This is a genomic window from Actinoplanes sp. NPDC051405, assembly GCF_055586185.1.
In genome coordinates, this window is sequence record NZ_JBVJIR010000004.1 from 22,909 (window position 1) to 39,084 (window position 16,176).

General features: G+C 72.4%; 13 protein-coding genes. 7 read left to right on the top strand and 6 right to left on the bottom strand.

The genetic code is table 11. The annotated features are described in order from the left end of the window. Position 1: 1 nt before the first annotated feature. The 5 genes from ACZ6S4_RS10615 to ACZ6S4_RS10635 form a co-directional block, all read right to left on the bottom strand. On the bottom strand, positions 2-556 hold the full coding sequence (locus tag ACZ6S4_RS10615) for a dihydrofolate reductase family protein (RefSeq protein ID WP_465474676.1): 555 nt from the start codon (positions 554-556) through the stop codon (positions 2-4). Positions 557-637: 81 nt separating this feature from the next. Beyond that, on the bottom strand, positions 638-1,810 hold the full coding sequence (locus ACZ6S4_RS10620) for a cytochrome P450 (protein WP_465474677.1): 1,173 nt from the start codon (positions 1,808-1,810) through the stop codon (positions 638-640). Between the two features lie 27 nt (positions 1,811-1,837). After that, a complete protein-coding gene (locus ACZ6S4_RS10625; protein WP_465474678.1) occupies positions 1,838-3,655 on the bottom strand; it encodes a multicopper oxidase family protein in 1,818 nt (605 codons plus the stop codon). Next, positions 3,652-4,086 (bottom strand): DUF6220 domain-containing protein, encoded by a 435-nt coding sequence (locus tag ACZ6S4_RS10630; RefSeq protein WP_465474679.1) that lies wholly within the window; start codon positions 4,084-4,086, stop codon positions 3,652-3,654. Before ACZ6S4_RS10630 ends, ACZ6S4_RS10625 begins: the two co-directional genes overlap by 4 nt. A gap of 23 nt (positions 4,087-4,109) precedes the next feature. Next, positions 4,110-6,287, bottom strand: a complete 2,178-nt coding sequence (locus ACZ6S4_RS10635; protein WP_465474680.1) for an MMPL family transporter — start codon at positions 6,285-6,287, stop codon at positions 4,110-4,112. Between the two features lie 214 nt (positions 6,288-6,501). On the opposite strand from ACZ6S4_RS10635, the gene ACZ6S4_RS10640 reads away from it, so the two are divergent. Both ACZ6S4_RS10640 and ACZ6S4_RS10645 read left to right on the top strand, forming a co-directional pair. Beyond that, positions 6,502-7,611 carry a sensor histidine kinase gene (locus tag ACZ6S4_RS10640; protein ID WP_465474681.1) on the top strand — a complete coding sequence of 370 codons (1,110 nt, stop codon included), beginning with the start codon at positions 6,502-6,504 and terminating at the stop codon, positions 7,609-7,611. Beyond that, the gene (locus tag ACZ6S4_RS10645; RefSeq protein WP_465474682.1) at positions 7,608-8,276 is read left to right on the top strand and encodes a response regulator; all 669 of its coding nucleotides are present in this window, start codon (positions 7,608-7,610) and stop codon (positions 8,274-8,276) included. Before ACZ6S4_RS10640 ends, ACZ6S4_RS10645 begins: the two co-directional genes overlap by 4 nt. Before the next feature lie 18 nt (positions 8,277-8,294). Here ACZ6S4_RS10645 and ACZ6S4_RS10650 read toward each other — a convergent pair whose 3' ends face one another. Further along, entirely contained in the window at positions 8,295-9,371 is a 1,077-nt protein-coding gene (locus tag ACZ6S4_RS10650) for a LacI family DNA-binding transcriptional regulator (protein ID WP_465474683.1), read from the bottom strand. A 74-nt stretch (positions 9,372-9,445) separates the two neighbouring features. On the opposite strand from ACZ6S4_RS10650, the gene ACZ6S4_RS10655 reads away from it, so the two are divergent. The 5 genes from ACZ6S4_RS10655 to ACZ6S4_RS10675 are packed head-to-tail and all read left to right on the top strand — an operon-like array spanning position 9,446 to position 16,152. Further along, positions 9,446-10,705: a sugar ABC transporter substrate-binding protein gene (locus tag ACZ6S4_RS10655; protein ID WP_465474684.1), complete on the top strand. Its 1,260-nt coding sequence runs from the start codon at positions 9,446-9,448 to the stop codon at positions 10,703-10,705. A gap of 2 nt (positions 10,706-10,707) precedes the next feature. After that, complete coding sequence (locus tag ACZ6S4_RS10660; protein ID WP_465474685.1) at positions 10,708-11,664, top strand: carbohydrate ABC transporter permease; 957 nt, start codon at positions 10,708-10,710, stop codon at positions 11,662-11,664. Beyond that, positions 11,661-12,470, top strand: coding sequence for a carbohydrate ABC transporter permease (locus tag ACZ6S4_RS10665; protein WP_465474686.1), 810 nt, complete (start codon positions 11,661-11,663; stop codon positions 12,468-12,470). The genes ACZ6S4_RS10660 and ACZ6S4_RS10665 overlap by 4 nt, the downstream gene beginning before the upstream one ends. Before the next feature lie 11 nt (positions 12,471-12,481). After that, the gene (locus ACZ6S4_RS10670) at positions 12,482-14,410 is read left to right on the top strand and encodes a glycoside hydrolase family 127 protein (protein WP_465474687.1); all 1,929 of its coding nucleotides are present in this window, start codon (positions 12,482-12,484) and stop codon (positions 14,408-14,410) included. Between the two features lie 38 nt (positions 14,411-14,448). Next, a complete protein-coding gene (locus ACZ6S4_RS10675) occupies positions 14,449-16,152 on the top strand; it encodes a CBM35 domain-containing protein (RefSeq protein WP_465474688.1) in 1,704 nt (567 codons plus the stop codon). Positions 16,153-16,176: the final 24 nt, after the last annotated feature.

Below are 16,176 nucleotides of genomic sequence, written 5' to 3' on the forward strand. Positions count from 1 at the left end.
GTCAGGCGACGGTCTTCGGCCGGTACGACGCGATGATCACGCCGCTCTTCATCACCTTGGTGTCGATCAGCTCGAACGAGGTCTTGACGTCCTTGAGCGGGGTGCTCAGCGAGTCGCCGCCCTCGAGCACCGGGTGGATCCAGAAGCGGACCTCGTCGACCAGCCCGGCCGCGACCAGCTGGGCGGTGACCGAGCCGTAGCCGTACTGCAGGATGTCCTTGCCGTCCTGGGCCTTGAGCGCGGTGACCGCGGCGATCAGGTCCCCCTGCAGCACCTCGGTGTTGTTCCAGGTGGGGTCGGTCAGGGTGGTCGACGCGACGTACTTCTTGACGCTGTTGAAGTAGGCCGCACCGGTGCTCGGGTCGCTGGAGTCCATGGCCGGCCAGGCCACCGACATGCCGTCGTAGGTGGCCCGGCCCATCAGGAGCGCGTCGGCCTGCTCGGTCTGCGAACCGGCGAAGGCGCCGGCCTCGTCGTCGAAGTAGGGCCCGGTCCACATCGGGTTCTCGATGACGCCGTCGAGAGTGAGGTAGGTCGAGTTGATGAGCTTGCGCATCGGAATTCTCCTGAATCACTGGTGTGCCGTGCTGACCTACTGATCATGTCCGGGCGCACTTACGGTTCTCTTCAGGTGCGGCTACGGCCGCCTTGTCAGGTGGACTGCGGTGTAACCGCGCAGGACGAAAGTCGGGCGCTGGACCGGCTCGGCGGCCAGCTCCAGGCGGGGCGCGTGGTCGAGCAGGGCGGCCACAGCCGTACGCAGCTCGAGGCGGGCCAGCGGCGCGCCGAGGCAGAAGTGCAGGCCGGCGCCGAAGCCCACGTGCGGGTTGGGGTCGCGGCCCACGTCGAACGTGTCCGGGTCGGTGAACACGGCCGGGTCGCGGTTCGCGGCACCGAGCAACGCGGCCACCTCGGCGCCGGCGGGCACGGTGACCCCGGCCAGCTCGACGTCGGCCGCCGCGGTACGGATGAACATGTGCAGCGGCGGGTCGTACCGGATCATCTCCTCGGTCGCGGCCGGGAGCAGCCCCCGGTCGGCGCGCAGCCGCGCGTGCTGGTCCGGGTGCCGCAGCAGGGCCACCATGCCGCCGGCGAGCGCGTTCACCGAGGCCTCGTGGCCGGCGTTGAGCAGCAGGATCGCCGAGGCCACCAGCTCGTCGGCGGAGAGCCGGTCGGTGCCGTCGCGGACCGCCACCAGCCGGCTGACGAGGTCGTCGCGCGGCTCGGCCCGGCGGCGCTCGGCCAGGTCGCGCAGATAGTCGGCGAACTCCTGGCTCGCGGTCAGGGCCGCCGCCTCGGTCCGCGGGGTCGGCGACACCTCGTACATCCGCACGATCGCCGCCGACCAGGGGCGCAGCCGGTGCCGGTCGGTGGGCGGCACCCCGAGCAGCTCGGCGATGACCGTGACGGCGAGCGGCTCGGCGACCTCGGCCAGCAGGTCGAACTCCCGGCCGGTGGCGGCCAGCAGGGCGGCGGCCTCGGCGGCGACGGCGGGGCCCAGCCGTTCGACGTGCCCGCGGGTGAAGGCCCGGGCGACCAGCGCCCGCAACCGGGTGTGCACCGGCGGCTCGTTCTCCATCATCTGGTTGCGGTGCAGCAGGTTGAACGGCTCGTAGACCGCGGCGGGCTCGCGGTCGCGCCAGAACCGGCCGAGGCGGCGGTCGCGCAGCACGCCCTCGACGGCGGCGTGCCCGGCGGCCAGCCAGCGGCCGGTCGGGGCGTGCCAGCTCACCGGCGCCTGCTCGCGCAGCCGGGCGAGCCGCGGGTACGGGTCGCGTACGAACCCGGGATCGGCGAAGTCGACGTCCACCCCCGCACGTTATCGGTCCCCGACGGCTCATTCGGGATGGTTCGGGGTGTGCCGGCCGACGGCGAACGGTGACGTCACTCCCCGGTACGCCACGTGCAGCACCATTCCCTGCCGGGCGTGCGGCAGGTTGTGGCAGTGGTCGAGCCAGATCCCGGGGTTGTCGGCCCGGAACGCGACCTGCCACACCTCGCCGGGCAGCACGTCGAACGTGTCCAGCCACAGCGGACTGCCGCGCACCGGGCGCCCGTCGCGGGACAGCACCAGCACGTGGTGGCCGTGCAGGTGCATGGGGTGGCTGTCGGTGCCGCGGTTGACCACGGTGGTGCGTACGGCGTCACCCTCGTCGACCAGCAGCGGCGCGATGTCCGGCTGGACATCGCCGTTGACCGTGTACGCGTACCCGGGTACCCCGTCCAGGAACCGGATCAGCCGGTCCAGCACCAGCGTGTAGTCCTTGTCGTAGCGGCCGAACGGTCCGGGGGCGGGCGTGCCGTAGCGGGTGATGTCCAGCTCGGTCCCGTCCGGGTGCGCGGGCGCCGCACCCGCTCCCAGCAGCAGCCCCTCGGACTCCCGCCCGTCCACCATGACGTGCACGGCCCCCGCCGGCATGGTGAACAACACGTCGTAGCGGCCACCGGCCGGCAGCCGCAGCGTGGTCTCGCCCGTCAGCGAGGCCGGACCGTTGAGGTCCCGGCCGTCGATCGCACCCACGGTGTACGGCGTCCCGCTGACCGCCACCCGGTGCGCGTTGTTGTCGGTGTTGATCAGCCGCAGCCGGACCGGCCGGCCCGTCGGCACGTCACGGGTCTCGCGCCGGTCCGATCCGCCGAGGACTGTCACGCCGCCGTCGAAGCGGTGCACCGGCAGGACGAGGTCGGTCTGCGCCGGCCGGGTGCCGGCGGGGTCCACCACCAGGCTGCCGTAGAGGCCTTTGCGCACGGCCGTGCTGGACAGCTCGTGCGAGTGGTACCAGTAGGTGCCGGCGTCCTCGGCCGCGAACCGGTAGGTGAACGTGCCGCCCGGCGGGACCGCGTCCTGGGTGACCCCGGCGACGCCGTCCTCGCCGGCCGGCACGTCGTAGCCGTGCCAGTGCAGGGTGACCCCGGTGTCCGGCAGCTCGTTGCGCAGGGTCACCTCGACGAGGTCGCCCTGGGTCACCCGCAGTTCGGGGCCCGGCAGCATGCCGTTGAAGGTCCAGGCGTCCACGGTCGTCCCGGAGGGCAGCGTGACCGCCGCGGCGCGGGCGGTCAGCGTGAAGGTGCGGGTCGGCGGGCGGGCCGGGCCGCGCAGGTCGGCGACGGACACGGCATGCCCGGCGTGGCCGCCTGCGCTGTGGTGGTCCAGCCGGTCGGGCAACCGGCTGCCCGCGGCGGCAGTGACACCTGCGGCCAGCAGCGCGATGACCGTGGCGGCCGCCACCGCGACGCGGGCCGTCCGGGCCCGGAGCCGCCACGCCAGCAGCGCCGCCGCGCCCGGTCCGAAGACGGCCACGATCGCGCCCGCCGTGACCGGGTAGCCGACCAGCAGCTGCATCGCCAGGCCGGCGACCGCGAGGTACGCCGCGGCGATCAGCACCGGTGTCGCCGGGGTCCGCCGGCGGGCCAGGGCGATCCCGGTCCAGGCGGCCAGCAAGGTCAGCGGGACCGCGGTCACCAGCCGGTCCGGCAGGAACCACCAGCCGGCCCGGCCGAGCACGACGACCACGGTGGCCCGGGCCACCGTGGCCAGCACGGCCGCGATCAGCACCGGGGTGCCGGCCCGGGCGTCGCGCAGCGGCCAGGCCGCCGCCCACAGGCCGGCGGCGACGAGCAGCAGGAGCAGGTCGAGGACCAGCATCACGTTCATGCCGCGTGGGTCCGCGGGGTGCCGGTGACCGCCCCGGCGGCGAGGCGGCGGGCGTTCATCAGTCCGGTGACGGCGGTGCCGAGGATGGCCAGGCCGTTGAGCACGTGCAGGGCGACGACGTACAGCGGCAGGCCGGTGCGGTCGTCCTGGCTGCCGCCCAGCGCGTTGCTCAGCGCGACCAGCACGAACTGCAGGACGACCAGACCGAGCGGCAGCGCGGCGAACGCGACGATCCGCCCGCCGGCCCGGGCCAGCGCCGCGACGACGAGGTTGAGCAGCACCACCACCATGACGGCCAGGGCGCCGGCGCGGTGGGCCGTCCACGAGTCGGTGGTGGCCGGCCGGCTGAACCCGCCGACCCCGGCCAGGTAGAACTGGGTCAGCACGACGATCACGACGAGCGCGCTGCTGATGACGAAGACCTTGCGCATCCGGATCACTCCTTTCGGGACGGTCAGACCGTGGCGTCTTCACGGATGCCGGCCGGTGCCGGCGGGGCCGCCCGTGGTGCCCGGCGCCCGGGCATCCACCAGTTGGCCTTGCCGCACAGCTCCATCACCGCCGGGACGAGGACCAGCCGGACGACGGTGGCGTCGATGAGCACCGCGACGGCCATGCCCAGGCCGATCTGCTTGACCGAGACGTCCGGGCCGAGCAGCGCGGTGGTGAAGACGGCGATCATGATGGCGGCCGCGGCCGTGATGACCTTCGCGGTCCGGGCCAGGCCCCGGGTGACGGCCCGGCGGGTGTCGCCGGTGCGCTCGTACTCCTCGCGGATCCGGGAGATCAGGAAGACCTCGTAGTCCATCGACAGGCCGAACAGCAGCGGGAACATCATCATCGGAACCCAGGTGGTGATCGGCATGCCGGTGGGGAACCCGAGCGCGGTGCCCAGCCAGCCCCACTGCACGACCGCGACCAGGACGCCGTACGCGGCGCCGATCGACAGCAGGTTCATCACCGCGGCCTGCAAGGCGATCGTGACCGAGCGGACCAGCGCGATCAGCAGCAGCAGGGACAGCACGATGACGACGCCGATCATCAGGGGCAGGCGCGAGCTCACCTCCTCGGCGAAGTCGATGGTGGCGGCGTTCGGGCCGCCGACGTAGACCTCGCCGCCACCGGACGCCCGGGGCAGGACGTCGTCGCGCAGCTCGTGCACCAGCTCCGTGGTCGCCTCGTCCTGGTATCCGGTCCGGGGGAAGGCCATGAAGGTGGCGGCCTGCCCGTCCTGGCTGACCCGCGGCGGCGTGGCGTAGGCAATGCCCTCGGTCGCGCGGACCGCCGCGACGACGGGATCCAGGTCGGCGTCCGGCGAGCCGATCCGGGTGGCGAAGATCAGGGGCGCGCCGTAGCCGGGGCCGAAACCCGCCGAGATGATCTCGAACGAGGTGTAGCTGCCGCGGTCGTGCGGCTGGACGCTGGCGTCGGGCAGGCTGAGCCGCATCGAGAGCGCGGGCGCGGCGAGCACCAGCAGCAGCGCGCCGGCCAGCAGCGCGGCGACGACCGGCCGGCGCTGCACCACGCCGGCCCAGCGTTCGGCGGGGGCCTGGCGTTCCCGCGGCGGGACACCCGCGGCCCGGCGGGTGCGCAGCGTGCGGCGTGGCAGCCGCAGAGAATTGATCTTGTGGCCGGTGAAGCCGAGGAACGCCGGCAGCAGGGTCACCGCGGCGACCATCGTCACCAGCACGGTCACCGAGGCGCCGATGGCCACGCCGGTCATCATCCGCTGCCCCATGGCGATCAGGCCCAGCAGCGCGATCAGTACGGTCGTGCCGGCGAACAGGACCGCGTGACCCGCGGTGGTGATGGCCTTGACCGTGGCGTGCTCGGGATCGTCGCCGTCGTGCAGGCTGTCCTTGTAGCGGGTCAGGATGAACAACGCGTAGTCGATGCCGACGCCGAGGCCGATCAGCACGGCGACGAGCACGGTGAAGTCCGGTGCCGGCACCACGTGGCCCACGATCTTCATCAGAGCGACGCCGCCGATCACGGCCAGCAGCCCGGTGACGATCGGCAGGCCCATCGCCACCAGCGATCCGAACGCGACGAACAGGATCACCGCCGCGGCCAGCAGGCCCACGCCCTCCGCCGGGCCCTGCGGTGGTGTCTCGGCCTTCTCCGCCGCCTCGCCGCCCAGCCCCAGCGTCAGGCCGTCCCCGGCGGCCGCCTTGACCGCGTCGACCAGCGGCACGACGTCGGCCTTGGGCAGTTCCCGGCCGGTCAGCGGGATGGTCGTGCGGGCGATCCGGCGGTCCGGTGTCACCAGCGCCGGGTCCGCGTACGGCGAGACCACCGGCCCGGTGACCGCGGCGGCGTCCAGCTCGGCGAGGACCCGCTCGATCCGCTGCCGGGTGGCCGGGTCGTCGATCCCCCGGTCCGCCTTGACCGCCAGGGTGAGCATGTCACCCTGCTGCTGCGGGAAGTGCTGCTCGATCAGCACCTGAGCCTTGGCCGAGTCCGACGCACCCCCGGAGTACGCGTTGTCCGCGGCCGCGCCGAAGCCGAAGCCCAGGACCGACACGGCGAGCACCCCGAGGATCCAGGTCAGCAGCACCAGGCGGCGGCGCCGGTAGCAGAAGAGGGCCAGCCGGGCCAGGGCGCCGTCCGCGGGTGGAGTCTCGGTGGGCATCGTCGCTCTCCTCGGGTTCTGCGGATGTCGCCTGATCCTGTCGCCGGGAGCGCCGCGGATCGTCCGGCAGCCGCAGACACTTCGCGGTGCCACCGATGCCGCATCCGGCTGCCACGGACGCAGCAGAAACGGCGCGGATACCGCGGCTGCGGTAGTCGTCCGCTCGTCCCCGGGCAGGACTCGCTCGCGGCGGCTTTGCGGCTAGGGTGCGGCCATGAGCAGGAGACGGGCCGCGGTCACCGACTGGGCGATCGCCGTCGGCATCGCGGCGGCGCTGCTGACCGGCGGGCTGTCCGGCCGGCCCGCCACGGATCTCGACCCGCTGGGCTACGTGCTGCTGGTCGCGGCCGGCCTGGCGCTGGCCGCGCGCCGGCGGGCTCCCGTACCGGTGCTGGTCGTCACCGGGCTGTGCGCGGTGGGCTGGCAGGCGGCCGGGTTCGACGTGCCCGCCGTGGCGTATCTGTTCGCCGTGTACGCCGCCGTCCGGGCCGGACACCGCCGGCTGACCATCGTGGTGTCGGTGGCCATGCTGGCCGCGCTGCCGTTCGCGGCCCTGGTGTCCCTGCACGACCTGGGTGAGGCGTTCACCCGGGCCCGCAGCGCCCTGGAGCTGGCCTGGCTGATCGCGGCCGGCGCCGCCGGTGAGGCGTTGCGGCAGGCCGAGCGGCGGGCGGACGAGGCCGAACGCACCCGGGAGGAGACCGCGCGGCGCCGCGCCGACGAGGAACGGCTGCACATCGCGCGGGAGCTGCACGACTCGCTGACCCACCAGATCTCGGTGATCAAGGTGCAGGCCGAGGCCGCGGTGCACGTGGCCCGCAAGCGGGGCGAGGAGGTGCCGGAGTCGCTGCTGGCGATCCGCGAGGCCGGCCGGGAGGCGACCCGGGAGCTGCGGGCGACCCTGGAGGCGTTGCGCGACGACGGCACCACTTCGCCGCAGGGTGTCGGTCATGTCCCGGAGCTGGTGGAGCGGGCCCGGGCGTCCGGGCTGGACGCGACGCTGACGATCGAGGGAGCCCGGCAGGACGTGCCGGCGGCGGTGGACCGCACCGCGTACCGGATCGTGCAGGAGTCGCTCACCAACATCGCCCGGCACGCCGCCGCCGCGACCGCGTCGGTCCGGATCCACTATCTCCCGGACGGCCTGGCGATCCAGGTCGACGACGACGGCCGGGCCACGCCGGGCAGCGCCCCGACGCCCGGCGTCGGGCTGCTCGGGATGCGGGAGCGGGTCACCGCCCTGGGCGGGCGGCTGCGCGCGGAGCCCCGCACCGGCGGCGGCTTCACCGTGCGGGCCGAGCTGCCCGTGGACCGGACCGCGTGATCCGGGTCCTGCTGGTTGACGACCAGCCGTTGCTGCGCAGCGGGTTCCGCGCGCTGCTCGATGTGGAGGACGACATCGAGGTGGTGGCCGAGGCCGCCGACGGCCTGCGAGGTCTGGCCCTGGCCCGCGAGCACCGGCCGGACATCGTCCTGCTCGACATCCAGATGCCGGTGCTGGACGGCATCGAGACGACCCGGCGCATCGCCGCGGACCCGGATCTGGCCGGGGTGCACGTGGTCATCCTGACCAACTACGGCCTCGATGAGTACGTCTTCGACGCGCTGCGCGCCGGCGCCGCCGGGTTCCTCGTCAAGGACATCGTGCCGGAGGACTTCCTGCACGCCGTCCGGGTCGCCGCGCGCGGGGACGCGCTGCTGGCGCCGTCGATCACCCGCAAGCTGATCAGCCGCTACGTCACCGAGCCGCGCCGCACCGGCGCCGGCGCCGGCGCGCAGCTCAAGGAGCTGACCAACCGCGAACGCGAGGCCGTCGCCCTGGTGGCGCAGGGGCTGTCCAACGACCAGATCGCCGAGCGTCTGGTGATCAGCCCGCTGACCGCCAAGACCCACATCAACCGGGCCATGGCCAAACTGCACGCCCGCGACCGGGCCCAGCTCGTGGTCCTGGCCTACGAGTCCGGCCTGGTCACTCCCCGCACCGGCTGATCCCGCTCCGGCGGCACGTCAGCGGGCTGTGGAGGCGCGCGGGACCAGCCGGCAGGGCCGGGTGCGCTTGCCGCGTACCGGATCGCCGTTGATCGCCGCGAGCAGCAGCTCCGCGGCCGACCGGCCGATGCCCTCGAGGTCCATGTCGATGCTGGTCAGCGCGGGGCGGCAGCCGTCGACCATGACGTCCCAGTTGTCGAAGCCGACCAGAGCGACGTCGCCCGGGATGGCCCGGCCGGCCTCGCGCAGCGCCTCGGCGACGCCGCGGGCGATCTGGTCGCTGCCGCAGAAGATCGCGTCGACGTCCGCGCCGGCGGCCAGCAAAAGGCCCGCCGCCTGCCGCCCCCAGGCCTCACTCCACTCGCCGAACAGCACCGGCACCGCGAGGTCGAGGCCCTCGCGGCGCAGGGTCTGCTCGGTGGCGGCCGCCCGGACCGTCGCGGAGTGGTGGTGCTCCGGACCGGTCACGTGCGCGATCCGGCGCCGGCCGGTGGACAGCAGGTGCCGCACCGCCCGGCGCGCGCCGTCCGCCTCGTCGGGGACCACCGAGCAGTCCTGCGGGTCGGCCGAGCTGATGAACGCGTACACCACCGGCACGTGCAGGCCGGCGGCGATCGGGGCGCGGGCCTGGGTGCGCCGGCCGGTGACGATGATGCCGTCGACGTTGCGGCTCAGCAGCGTACGCAGGTAGTACTGCTCGCGGATCGGGTCGTCGCGGGCGTCGCAGAGGAACACCGAGACCTGCCCGGCGCCCAGGGCGTCCTCGGCGCCGATCAGCAGCGGGATGCTGAACCGGCCGATGCTGTCGGTGGTGATCATGCCGACCGTGTACGTGCGCCCGGAGTGCAGGCTGCGCGCCGCCGCGTTGGCCACGAAACCGAGCCGGTCGGCGGCCTCCCGGACCCGTTGCCGGGTCTCCGGTCGCAGGCTGCCGCGGCCGTTGAGGGCCTTGGAGGCGGTGCCGACGGAGACCCCGGCGAGCGCGGCGACCTCGGCGATGGTGACGGCCCGTCCGATGGTGGTCAGTGTTTCCTCCAGGTTTTCCGGCCGGGCTTTCGCGGTCGGCGTAACCCCACGGTAATCAGCTCTTGACATGGCCGCAAGGCGCTCCCTAACTTTTAGGCAATCGTTTTCCTTGTTTCCTCCCTCCCTGGCCCAAGGGGCACCTGATGAGACTTTCCCCCGGCACCCGCCGACGGCTCGGCGCCGCTGCCGCGCTGACGCTGACCGCCTGCCTCACCGTCGCCTGCTCGTCCTCCGACTCCGGTTCGAGCTCCTCCGGCGCGGCGAGCGGCACCTACACGATCTGGGATCCGTACCCGCAGTTCGACGACAGCTCCGAGTGGGTGAAGCTGCTGACCAAGTGCGGCACCGACGCCGGGGTCACCGTCAAGCGCACCGGTTACGACACCACCGACCTGACCAACAAGGCGCTGCTCGCCGCCCAGCAGGACAACTCCCCCGACGTGCTGATCGTCGACAACCCGGTGGTCTCCACGCTGGCCGAGGCCGGCGCGCTGACCACCACCGAGGAGTCCAAGCTCGACACCACCGGCGTCGAGCCCAACCTGCTGGCGGCCGGGCAGAGCGGCGGCAGGACCTTCGGCATCCCGATCGGCGCCAACACGCTGGCGCTCTACTACAACAAGGCAGTGCTGACCAAGGCCGGGGTCGACCCGGCCCAGATCAAGGACTGGGCCGCGCTGACCGCGGCCCTGGGCAAGGTGAAGCAGTCCGGCAAGAAGGGCATCACCTTCTCGGCGATCGGTACGGAGGAAGGCAGCTTCCAGTTCCTGCCCTGGTTCTGGGGCTCCGGCGCGAACCTGACCCAGCTCGACTCCCCGCAGGCCGTCTCGGCGCTGACCCTGTGGACCGACTGGCTCAAGCAGGGTTACGCGCCGAACTCGGTGCTCAACAACACCCAGACCACGAGCTGGCAGGAGTTCGCCACCGGCGACTACGCGTTCGGGGAGAACGGCACCTGGCAGCTGGCCAACGCGAAGAAGACCGGCTTCGACTACGGCATCATCGCGATCCCGTCCAGTGCCGGCGGCGCCGCTCCGGCGCCCACCGGCGGCGAGTTCGTCACCGCGCCCGTGCAGTCCGACACCGCCCGCTACGCCGTCTCCCAGCAGCTGATCGCCTGCCTGACCAGTGCCGACAACGCGCTGACGACCGACACCACGCTGTCCTACGTCGCGGCCACCGCGGCCGTACAGGACAAGCAGGTCGCGGCCACGCCGGAGCTGAAGGTCTGGCTCGAGGCGGTCAAGGCGGCCAAGGGCCGCACCAGCGACGATCTGGGCACCAAGTACCCGAAGATCTCCCAGCCGCTGTGGACGGCGTTCCAGTCCGCGCTGAGCGGCTCCAAGTCGCCGCAGGACGCGCTCAAGGCGGCCCAGTCGACGGCAGCGGCGGCGACGCGGTAGCCATGGCCCACGACACGACGATCCGTACCGGGGCGGCGACCACCGCCCCGGTGCGGGCCGGGACCTCCGCGGCCCGGCGCGCGCGGCGGACACGGCAGCTGGCGGCCTGGGGTTTCCTCGCACCGGTCGTGGTGTACCTGCTGGCCTTCTACGCCTATCCGCTCTACCGCAACCTGGATCTGAGCCTGCGGCACTACACCGTGCGCTCGTTCGTGCAGGGTGATGCCCCGTTCAGCGGGCTGGACAACTACCGCACGGTCTTCGGTGATCCCAGCTTCGGGCCGGCTTTGCTGCACACCGTCGTGTTCACCGGTGTCTCGCTGGTCTTCCAGTTCGCCATCGGGATGGCCCTGGCCGTGTTCTTCGCCCAGAACTTCCGGCTGTCGGCGACGTTGCGGGCGCTGTTCCTCGTACCGTGGCTGTTGCCGTTGATCGTCTCGGCCTCGACCTGGTCGTGGATGCTCAACAGCGACTCCGGCATCGTCAACGCCGCGCTGGGTGTCCTCGGGGTGGACCCGGTCAACTGGCTCACCTCGCCGCAGTGGTCGCTGGTCTCGGTGATCATCGCGAACATCTGGATCGGCGTGCCGTTCAACCTGGTGGTGCTCTACAGCGGGCTGCGGGCGATCCCGGGCGAGATCTACGAGGCGGCGGCGCTCGACGGCGCCTCCGGCTGGTCGACGTTCTGGCGGGTCACGTTCCCGCTGCTGCGGCCGGTCTCGGCGATCACCCTGCTGCTCGGGCTGGTCTACACCCTCAAGGTCTTCGACATCATCTGGATCATGACCAAGGGCGGGCCGACGGATTCGTCCACGACGCTGGCCACCTGGTCATACCGGTTGAGTTTCGGCAACCTGCTGCCCGAGTTCGGTCCCGGCGCCGCGGTCGGCAATCTCCTGATCGTGATGGCCCTGGTGTGCGGGCTGATCTACATCCGGATCCAGCGGAGGCAGGCATGACGCGGCCCGTGAAGACCGGCATCGGCGTCGTGCTGACGGCGATCATGCTGTTCCCGGTCTACTGGATGATCAACGTGTCGTTCACCAAGGACACCGACATGCGGGCCAGCCCGCCGCACGTGTTCCCGTTCGACGCCACCCTCGAGGGCTACCGCGCGGTGCTCGACCAGCAGCTGCCGTACCTGGGCACCAGCCTGCTCGTCGGGCTCGGCACCGTCCTGCTCACCGTCGTGCTGTCCGCCCCGGCCGGCTACTCGCTGGCCAAGCTGCGCCCGCGCGGCGGCGGCGCGCTCAGCTTCGTGCTGCTGATCGCCCAGATGATCCCCGGGATCATCATGGCGATGGGCTTCTACGCCATCTATCTCAAGGCCGGCGTGCTCAACACCACGGCCGGGCTGATCCTGGCCGACTCGACCATCGCCGTCCCGTTCGGCGTGCTGATCTTCACCGCGTTCATGTCCGGCATCCCGGACGAGCTGAGCGCGGCGGCCACCGTGGACGGTGCCGGGCCGCTGCGCACGTTCTGGTCGGTCGTGCTGCCGGTCAGCCGCAACGCCGTGGTCACCGTCTCGCTGTTCGCGTTCCTGTGGGCCTGGTCGGACTTCGTCTTCGCCACCACGCTGGCCGGCGGCGCCGACCACCAGCCCATCACGCTCGGCATCTACCGCTACATCGGCAACAACAACCAGCAATGGAACGCCATCATGGCCACCGCCGTGGTCGCCTCCATCCCCGCGACGCTGCTGCTCATCCTGGCGCAGCGTTACGTGGCCGCCGGCGTCACGGCCGGCGCCGTCAAGGACTGAGGACAATCTCCATGACCGAACCCACCCGTTCCGCCGGTCCCGTCGCGCCCACCGCCCGGGCCGTGGCCGCGCTGCACCCGCTGCCGGCGGACGCCGTCCATCTCTCGCCGACCGGCCTGCTCGGCGGCTGGCAGGCCCGTAACGCCACCTCGACCTTGCCGCACTGCGTCGACAACCTCGACACCGCGGGAAACCTGGCCAACCTGCGCCGGGTCGTCGGCGACGGGCCCGCCGCCTTCGCGGGCATGTGGTTCGCCGACACCGACGTCTACAAGACGCTGGAGGCGGCGGCCTGGGAGCTCGGCCGCGCCGGCACGCTGAGCCCGCGGCTGTCCGGTTTCCTGGCCGACACGGCGTCGCTGCTGGAGAAGGCCCAGGACCCCGACGGCTACCTGGACTCCTACTACCAGAGCGACCACCGCGACCGGCAGTGGACCGAGCTGCACTTCAGCCACGAGATGTACTGCGCCGGGCACCTGATCCAGGCGGCCGTCGCGGCCGCCCGGGCGCCGGGCACCGACGCGGCGGGCGTCCAGCAGCTGGTCGGGGTGGCCCGCCGCTTCGCGGACCTGCTGGTACGGCGGTACGGCCCGGACGGCACCGAAGCGATCTGCGGCCACCCCGAGATCGAGACGGCGCTCGTGGAGCTGTACCGGCTCACCGAACACGAGCCGTACCTGGCACTGGCGGCGCGGTTCGTCGACCTGCGCGGGCACGGCCTGATCGGCCAGGACAAGCTGGGACCGCGCTACTACCAGGACCACCAGCCGGTCCGGACGGCCGACGAGGTCACCGGGCACGTCGTGCGCCAGCTCTACCTGCTGGCCGGCGCCGTCGACGTGGCCGTCGAGACCCACGACGGCGAGCTGCTGGCGGCGGCCGAACGGCTGTGGGACTCCGCGCTGGGCAGCAAGACGTACCTCACCGGCGGGCAGGGCTCCCGGCACCGCGACGAGTCGTTCGGTGACCCGTACGAGCTGCCGCCGGACCGGGCCTACGCCGAGACCTGCGCGGCGATCGGCAGCTTCCAGTGGGCCTGGCGACTGCTGCTGGCCACCGGCCGCGCCCGGTACGCCGACGAGATGGAACGGCTGCTGCACAACGGCATCGCCGGCAGCACCGGGGTGGACGGCACCTCGTTCTTCTACTCCAACCCGCTGCAACTGCGCACCGGACACGACGGCTCGCACGAGGACGCGCCCTCGCAGCGGCTGGGCTGGTACTCCTGCGCGTGCTGCCCGCCGAACCTGGCCCGGCTGATGGCGTCGCTGCACGCGTACCTGGCCACCGGCGACGACAGCGGCCTGCAGCTGCACCTGTACGCCACCGGCACGTTCGGCCCGGTCGACGTGAGCACCCGCTACCCGTGGGACGAGCAGATCACGATCTCGCTCACCCAGGACGCGACGACACCCTGGACGCTGGCCCTACGAGTGCCGTCCTGGTGCGCCGACGCGCGGCTGACCGTCAACGGCGAGGCCGACACGACCGCCGCCGAGGACGGCTACCTGCGGCTGACCCGGGCCTGGCGGACCGGCGACCAGGTGGTCCTCACCCTGGCGATGCCGCCCCGGCTGGTGCGGCCGCACCCCCGGATCGACGCGGTACGCGGCACAGCCGCCCTGACCCGCGGCCCGCTGGTCTACTGCCTCGAACACGCCGACGTGTCCCTGTCCGGCGTGGTCTTCGAGGACCTAGCCCTGGACCCGGCCCGGCCGGTCGAGGTGGTGCACCGCGAGGACGCCCTCGCCCCGGTTACCCTGCTGGCCCCGGTCGAGGCCCGCCCCGCCGAAGCCGACCCGCTCTACCGCACCGGGCCGCAGGACGAACCGCCGGCCAGCACGGCCGGCACCGTCGCGGCCATCCCCTACTTCCTGTGGGCCAACCGGGCCCCCGGACCCATGCGGGTCTGGATCCCGACTGCCCCACGGGAGGCATGACCCGCTCCTCCCCCTCCCCCACGAACGAGGTGCACACCGTGCGACACCGAAGAACCGCAGCCGCCGCCCTCACCGTCCTCACGCTCGTCGCCGCCGTCGGCGCGCTCCCGGGCCCGGCCCAGGCGGCCGGCAACACCCTCACCGTCAACGTCGGCACCCTCGTCCGGCCGGTCACCCACGTGGCGTCCGGCGGTCTCTACGCCGTGGACACCGGCACCAGGCCGCCGCTGGAGCAGCTGTACCCGCTGCGGCTCAACCACCTGACCCAGCCGCCGCCCGGCGTCCAGCAGCTCGGCAACGGCGCCACCCAGCCGTGCTGCGACGGCCTGCTCGTCGCCGGGAAGGTCACCAGCGCGGGCGCCCAGCAGTTCCTGCGCATGCCCGACATCTACCCGAACTTCCCGTACCGCTGGGTGAGCTGGGCCGACTGGGAGGCCAAGGTCCGCACGATGGTGCAGGCCCGGCTCAACGCCACCGGCACGACCAACATCGACGGCTGGGAGTTGTGGAACGAGCCGGACTGGACGTGGAACACCGCCGCGGCGGGCGCGTTCACCGCCGGGTGGACCCGCACCCACCGGCTGATCCGATCACTGGACACCGTCACCCCGATCGTCGGGCCCAGTCACTCGTACTACAACCACAACTGGATGGTCGAGTTCCTCACCAACGCCCGGGACACCGGCACCCTGCCGGACGTGATCGTCTGGCACGAGCTCGGCAACGACGACTACCTCAACGTCGCGGCCCACGTCGCCGACTACCGGGCGGCCGAGCGGTCGCTGGGCATCTCGCCGCGGCCGATCTCGATCAACGAGTACGCCTCACCGAGCCAGGTCGACATCCCCAGCGTCGCAGTGCACTACATGGCGGTCTTCGAGCGGCACGGCATCCGCTCCGCCGAACGCGCCTACTGGTACGAGGCCGGCACCGTCAACGGCCTGCTGCACAACAACGCGCCGACCGCGTCGTACTGGGCCTACAAGTGGTACGGCGACATGGCGGGGAACATCGTGCAGACCGTGCCGGGCTCGTGGCTGGACGGCGTCGCCTCGTACGACCCCACGCGTCGCTTCGTCAACGTCGTGCTCGGCGGCGACAGCGGTAACAACACCGTCCGGGTCAACGGGCTCGGCGCGCTCGGATCGCAGGTACGGGTGACGCTGTCGCGTACCGACACCACCGGGCGCGCGACCAACCAGAGCGCCCCGGTGACCGTCTCCGCGACCAACTACAGCGCCGTCGACGGCAGCATCAGCGTGCCCGTCAACGGGATGGACGCGCTGGCGGCGTACCAGCTGCTCATCACCCCGGCGAGCGGGGCCGCCACATGGCAGCAGCGCTACGAGGCTGAGAACGCCACGGTCGTCAACGCCAACCGGTTCTCCGCCGGCTCCGCCTCCAACGGCGGCTACGTCGGGCAGATCGACGGCTCGGCGACCGCGCGTGACCAGTCGTTCGTCGACTTCCTCGTGAACGTGCCGACGGCCCGGGCGTACACGATGACCATCGGTTACGCCAACGGGACCGGCGCGACCGCCAGCCACGGCCTGGCCTACAACGGCGGCGCCTGGAGCACCGTCAGCTATCCACCGACAGCCGCCTGGGGCGCCTTCGGTGCGACGGTGAACGCGACCGTCACCCTGCGCGCCGGCTACAACGTCATCCGCCTGGCCAAGGGCGCACCGCAGCTCAGTGCCCGCACCGGCTACGCCGAGCTGGACTACGTGCAGCTGAGCTGATCGACGCCGGTGCCGGGTCCGCCG

Excerpts from the sequence above, each read along its gene's own strand:
- ACZ6S4_RS10615 (WP_465474676.1), bottom strand. The coding sequence starts at position 556 with ATGCGCAAGCTCATCAACTCGACCTACCTCACTCTCGACGGCGTCATC.
- ACZ6S4_RS10625 (WP_465474678.1), bottom strand. The coding sequence starts at position 3,655 with ATGAACGTGATGCTGGTCCTCGACCTGCTCCTGCTGCTCGTCGCCGCC.
- ACZ6S4_RS10630 (WP_465474679.1), bottom strand. The coding sequence starts at position 4,086 with ATGCGCAAGGTCTTCGTCATCAGCAGCGCGCTCGTCGTGATCGTCGTG.
- ACZ6S4_RS10635 (WP_465474680.1), bottom strand. The coding sequence starts at position 6,287 with ATGCCCACCGAGACTCCACCCGCGGACGGCGCCCTGGCCCGGCTGGCC.
- ACZ6S4_RS10640 (WP_465474681.1), top strand. The coding sequence starts at position 6,502 with ATGAGCAGGAGACGGGCCGCGGTCACCGACTGGGCGATCGCCGTCGGC.
- ACZ6S4_RS10650 (WP_465474683.1), bottom strand. The coding sequence starts at position 9,371 with ATGTCAAGAGCTGATTACCGTGGGGTTACGCCGACCGCGAAAGCCCGG.
- ACZ6S4_RS10655 (WP_465474684.1), top strand. The coding sequence starts at position 9,446 with ATGAGACTTTCCCCCGGCACCCGCCGACGGCTCGGCGCCGCTGCCGCG.
- ACZ6S4_RS10660 (WP_465474685.1), top strand. The coding sequence starts at position 10,708 with ATGGCCCACGACACGACGATCCGTACCGGGGCGGCGACCACCGCCCCG.
- ACZ6S4_RS10665 (WP_465474686.1), top strand. The coding sequence starts at position 11,661 with ATGACGCGGCCCGTGAAGACCGGCATCGGCGTCGTGCTGACGGCGATC.
- ACZ6S4_RS10670 (WP_465474687.1), top strand. The coding sequence starts at position 12,482 with ATGACCGAACCCACCCGTTCCGCCGGTCCCGTCGCGCCCACCGCCCGG.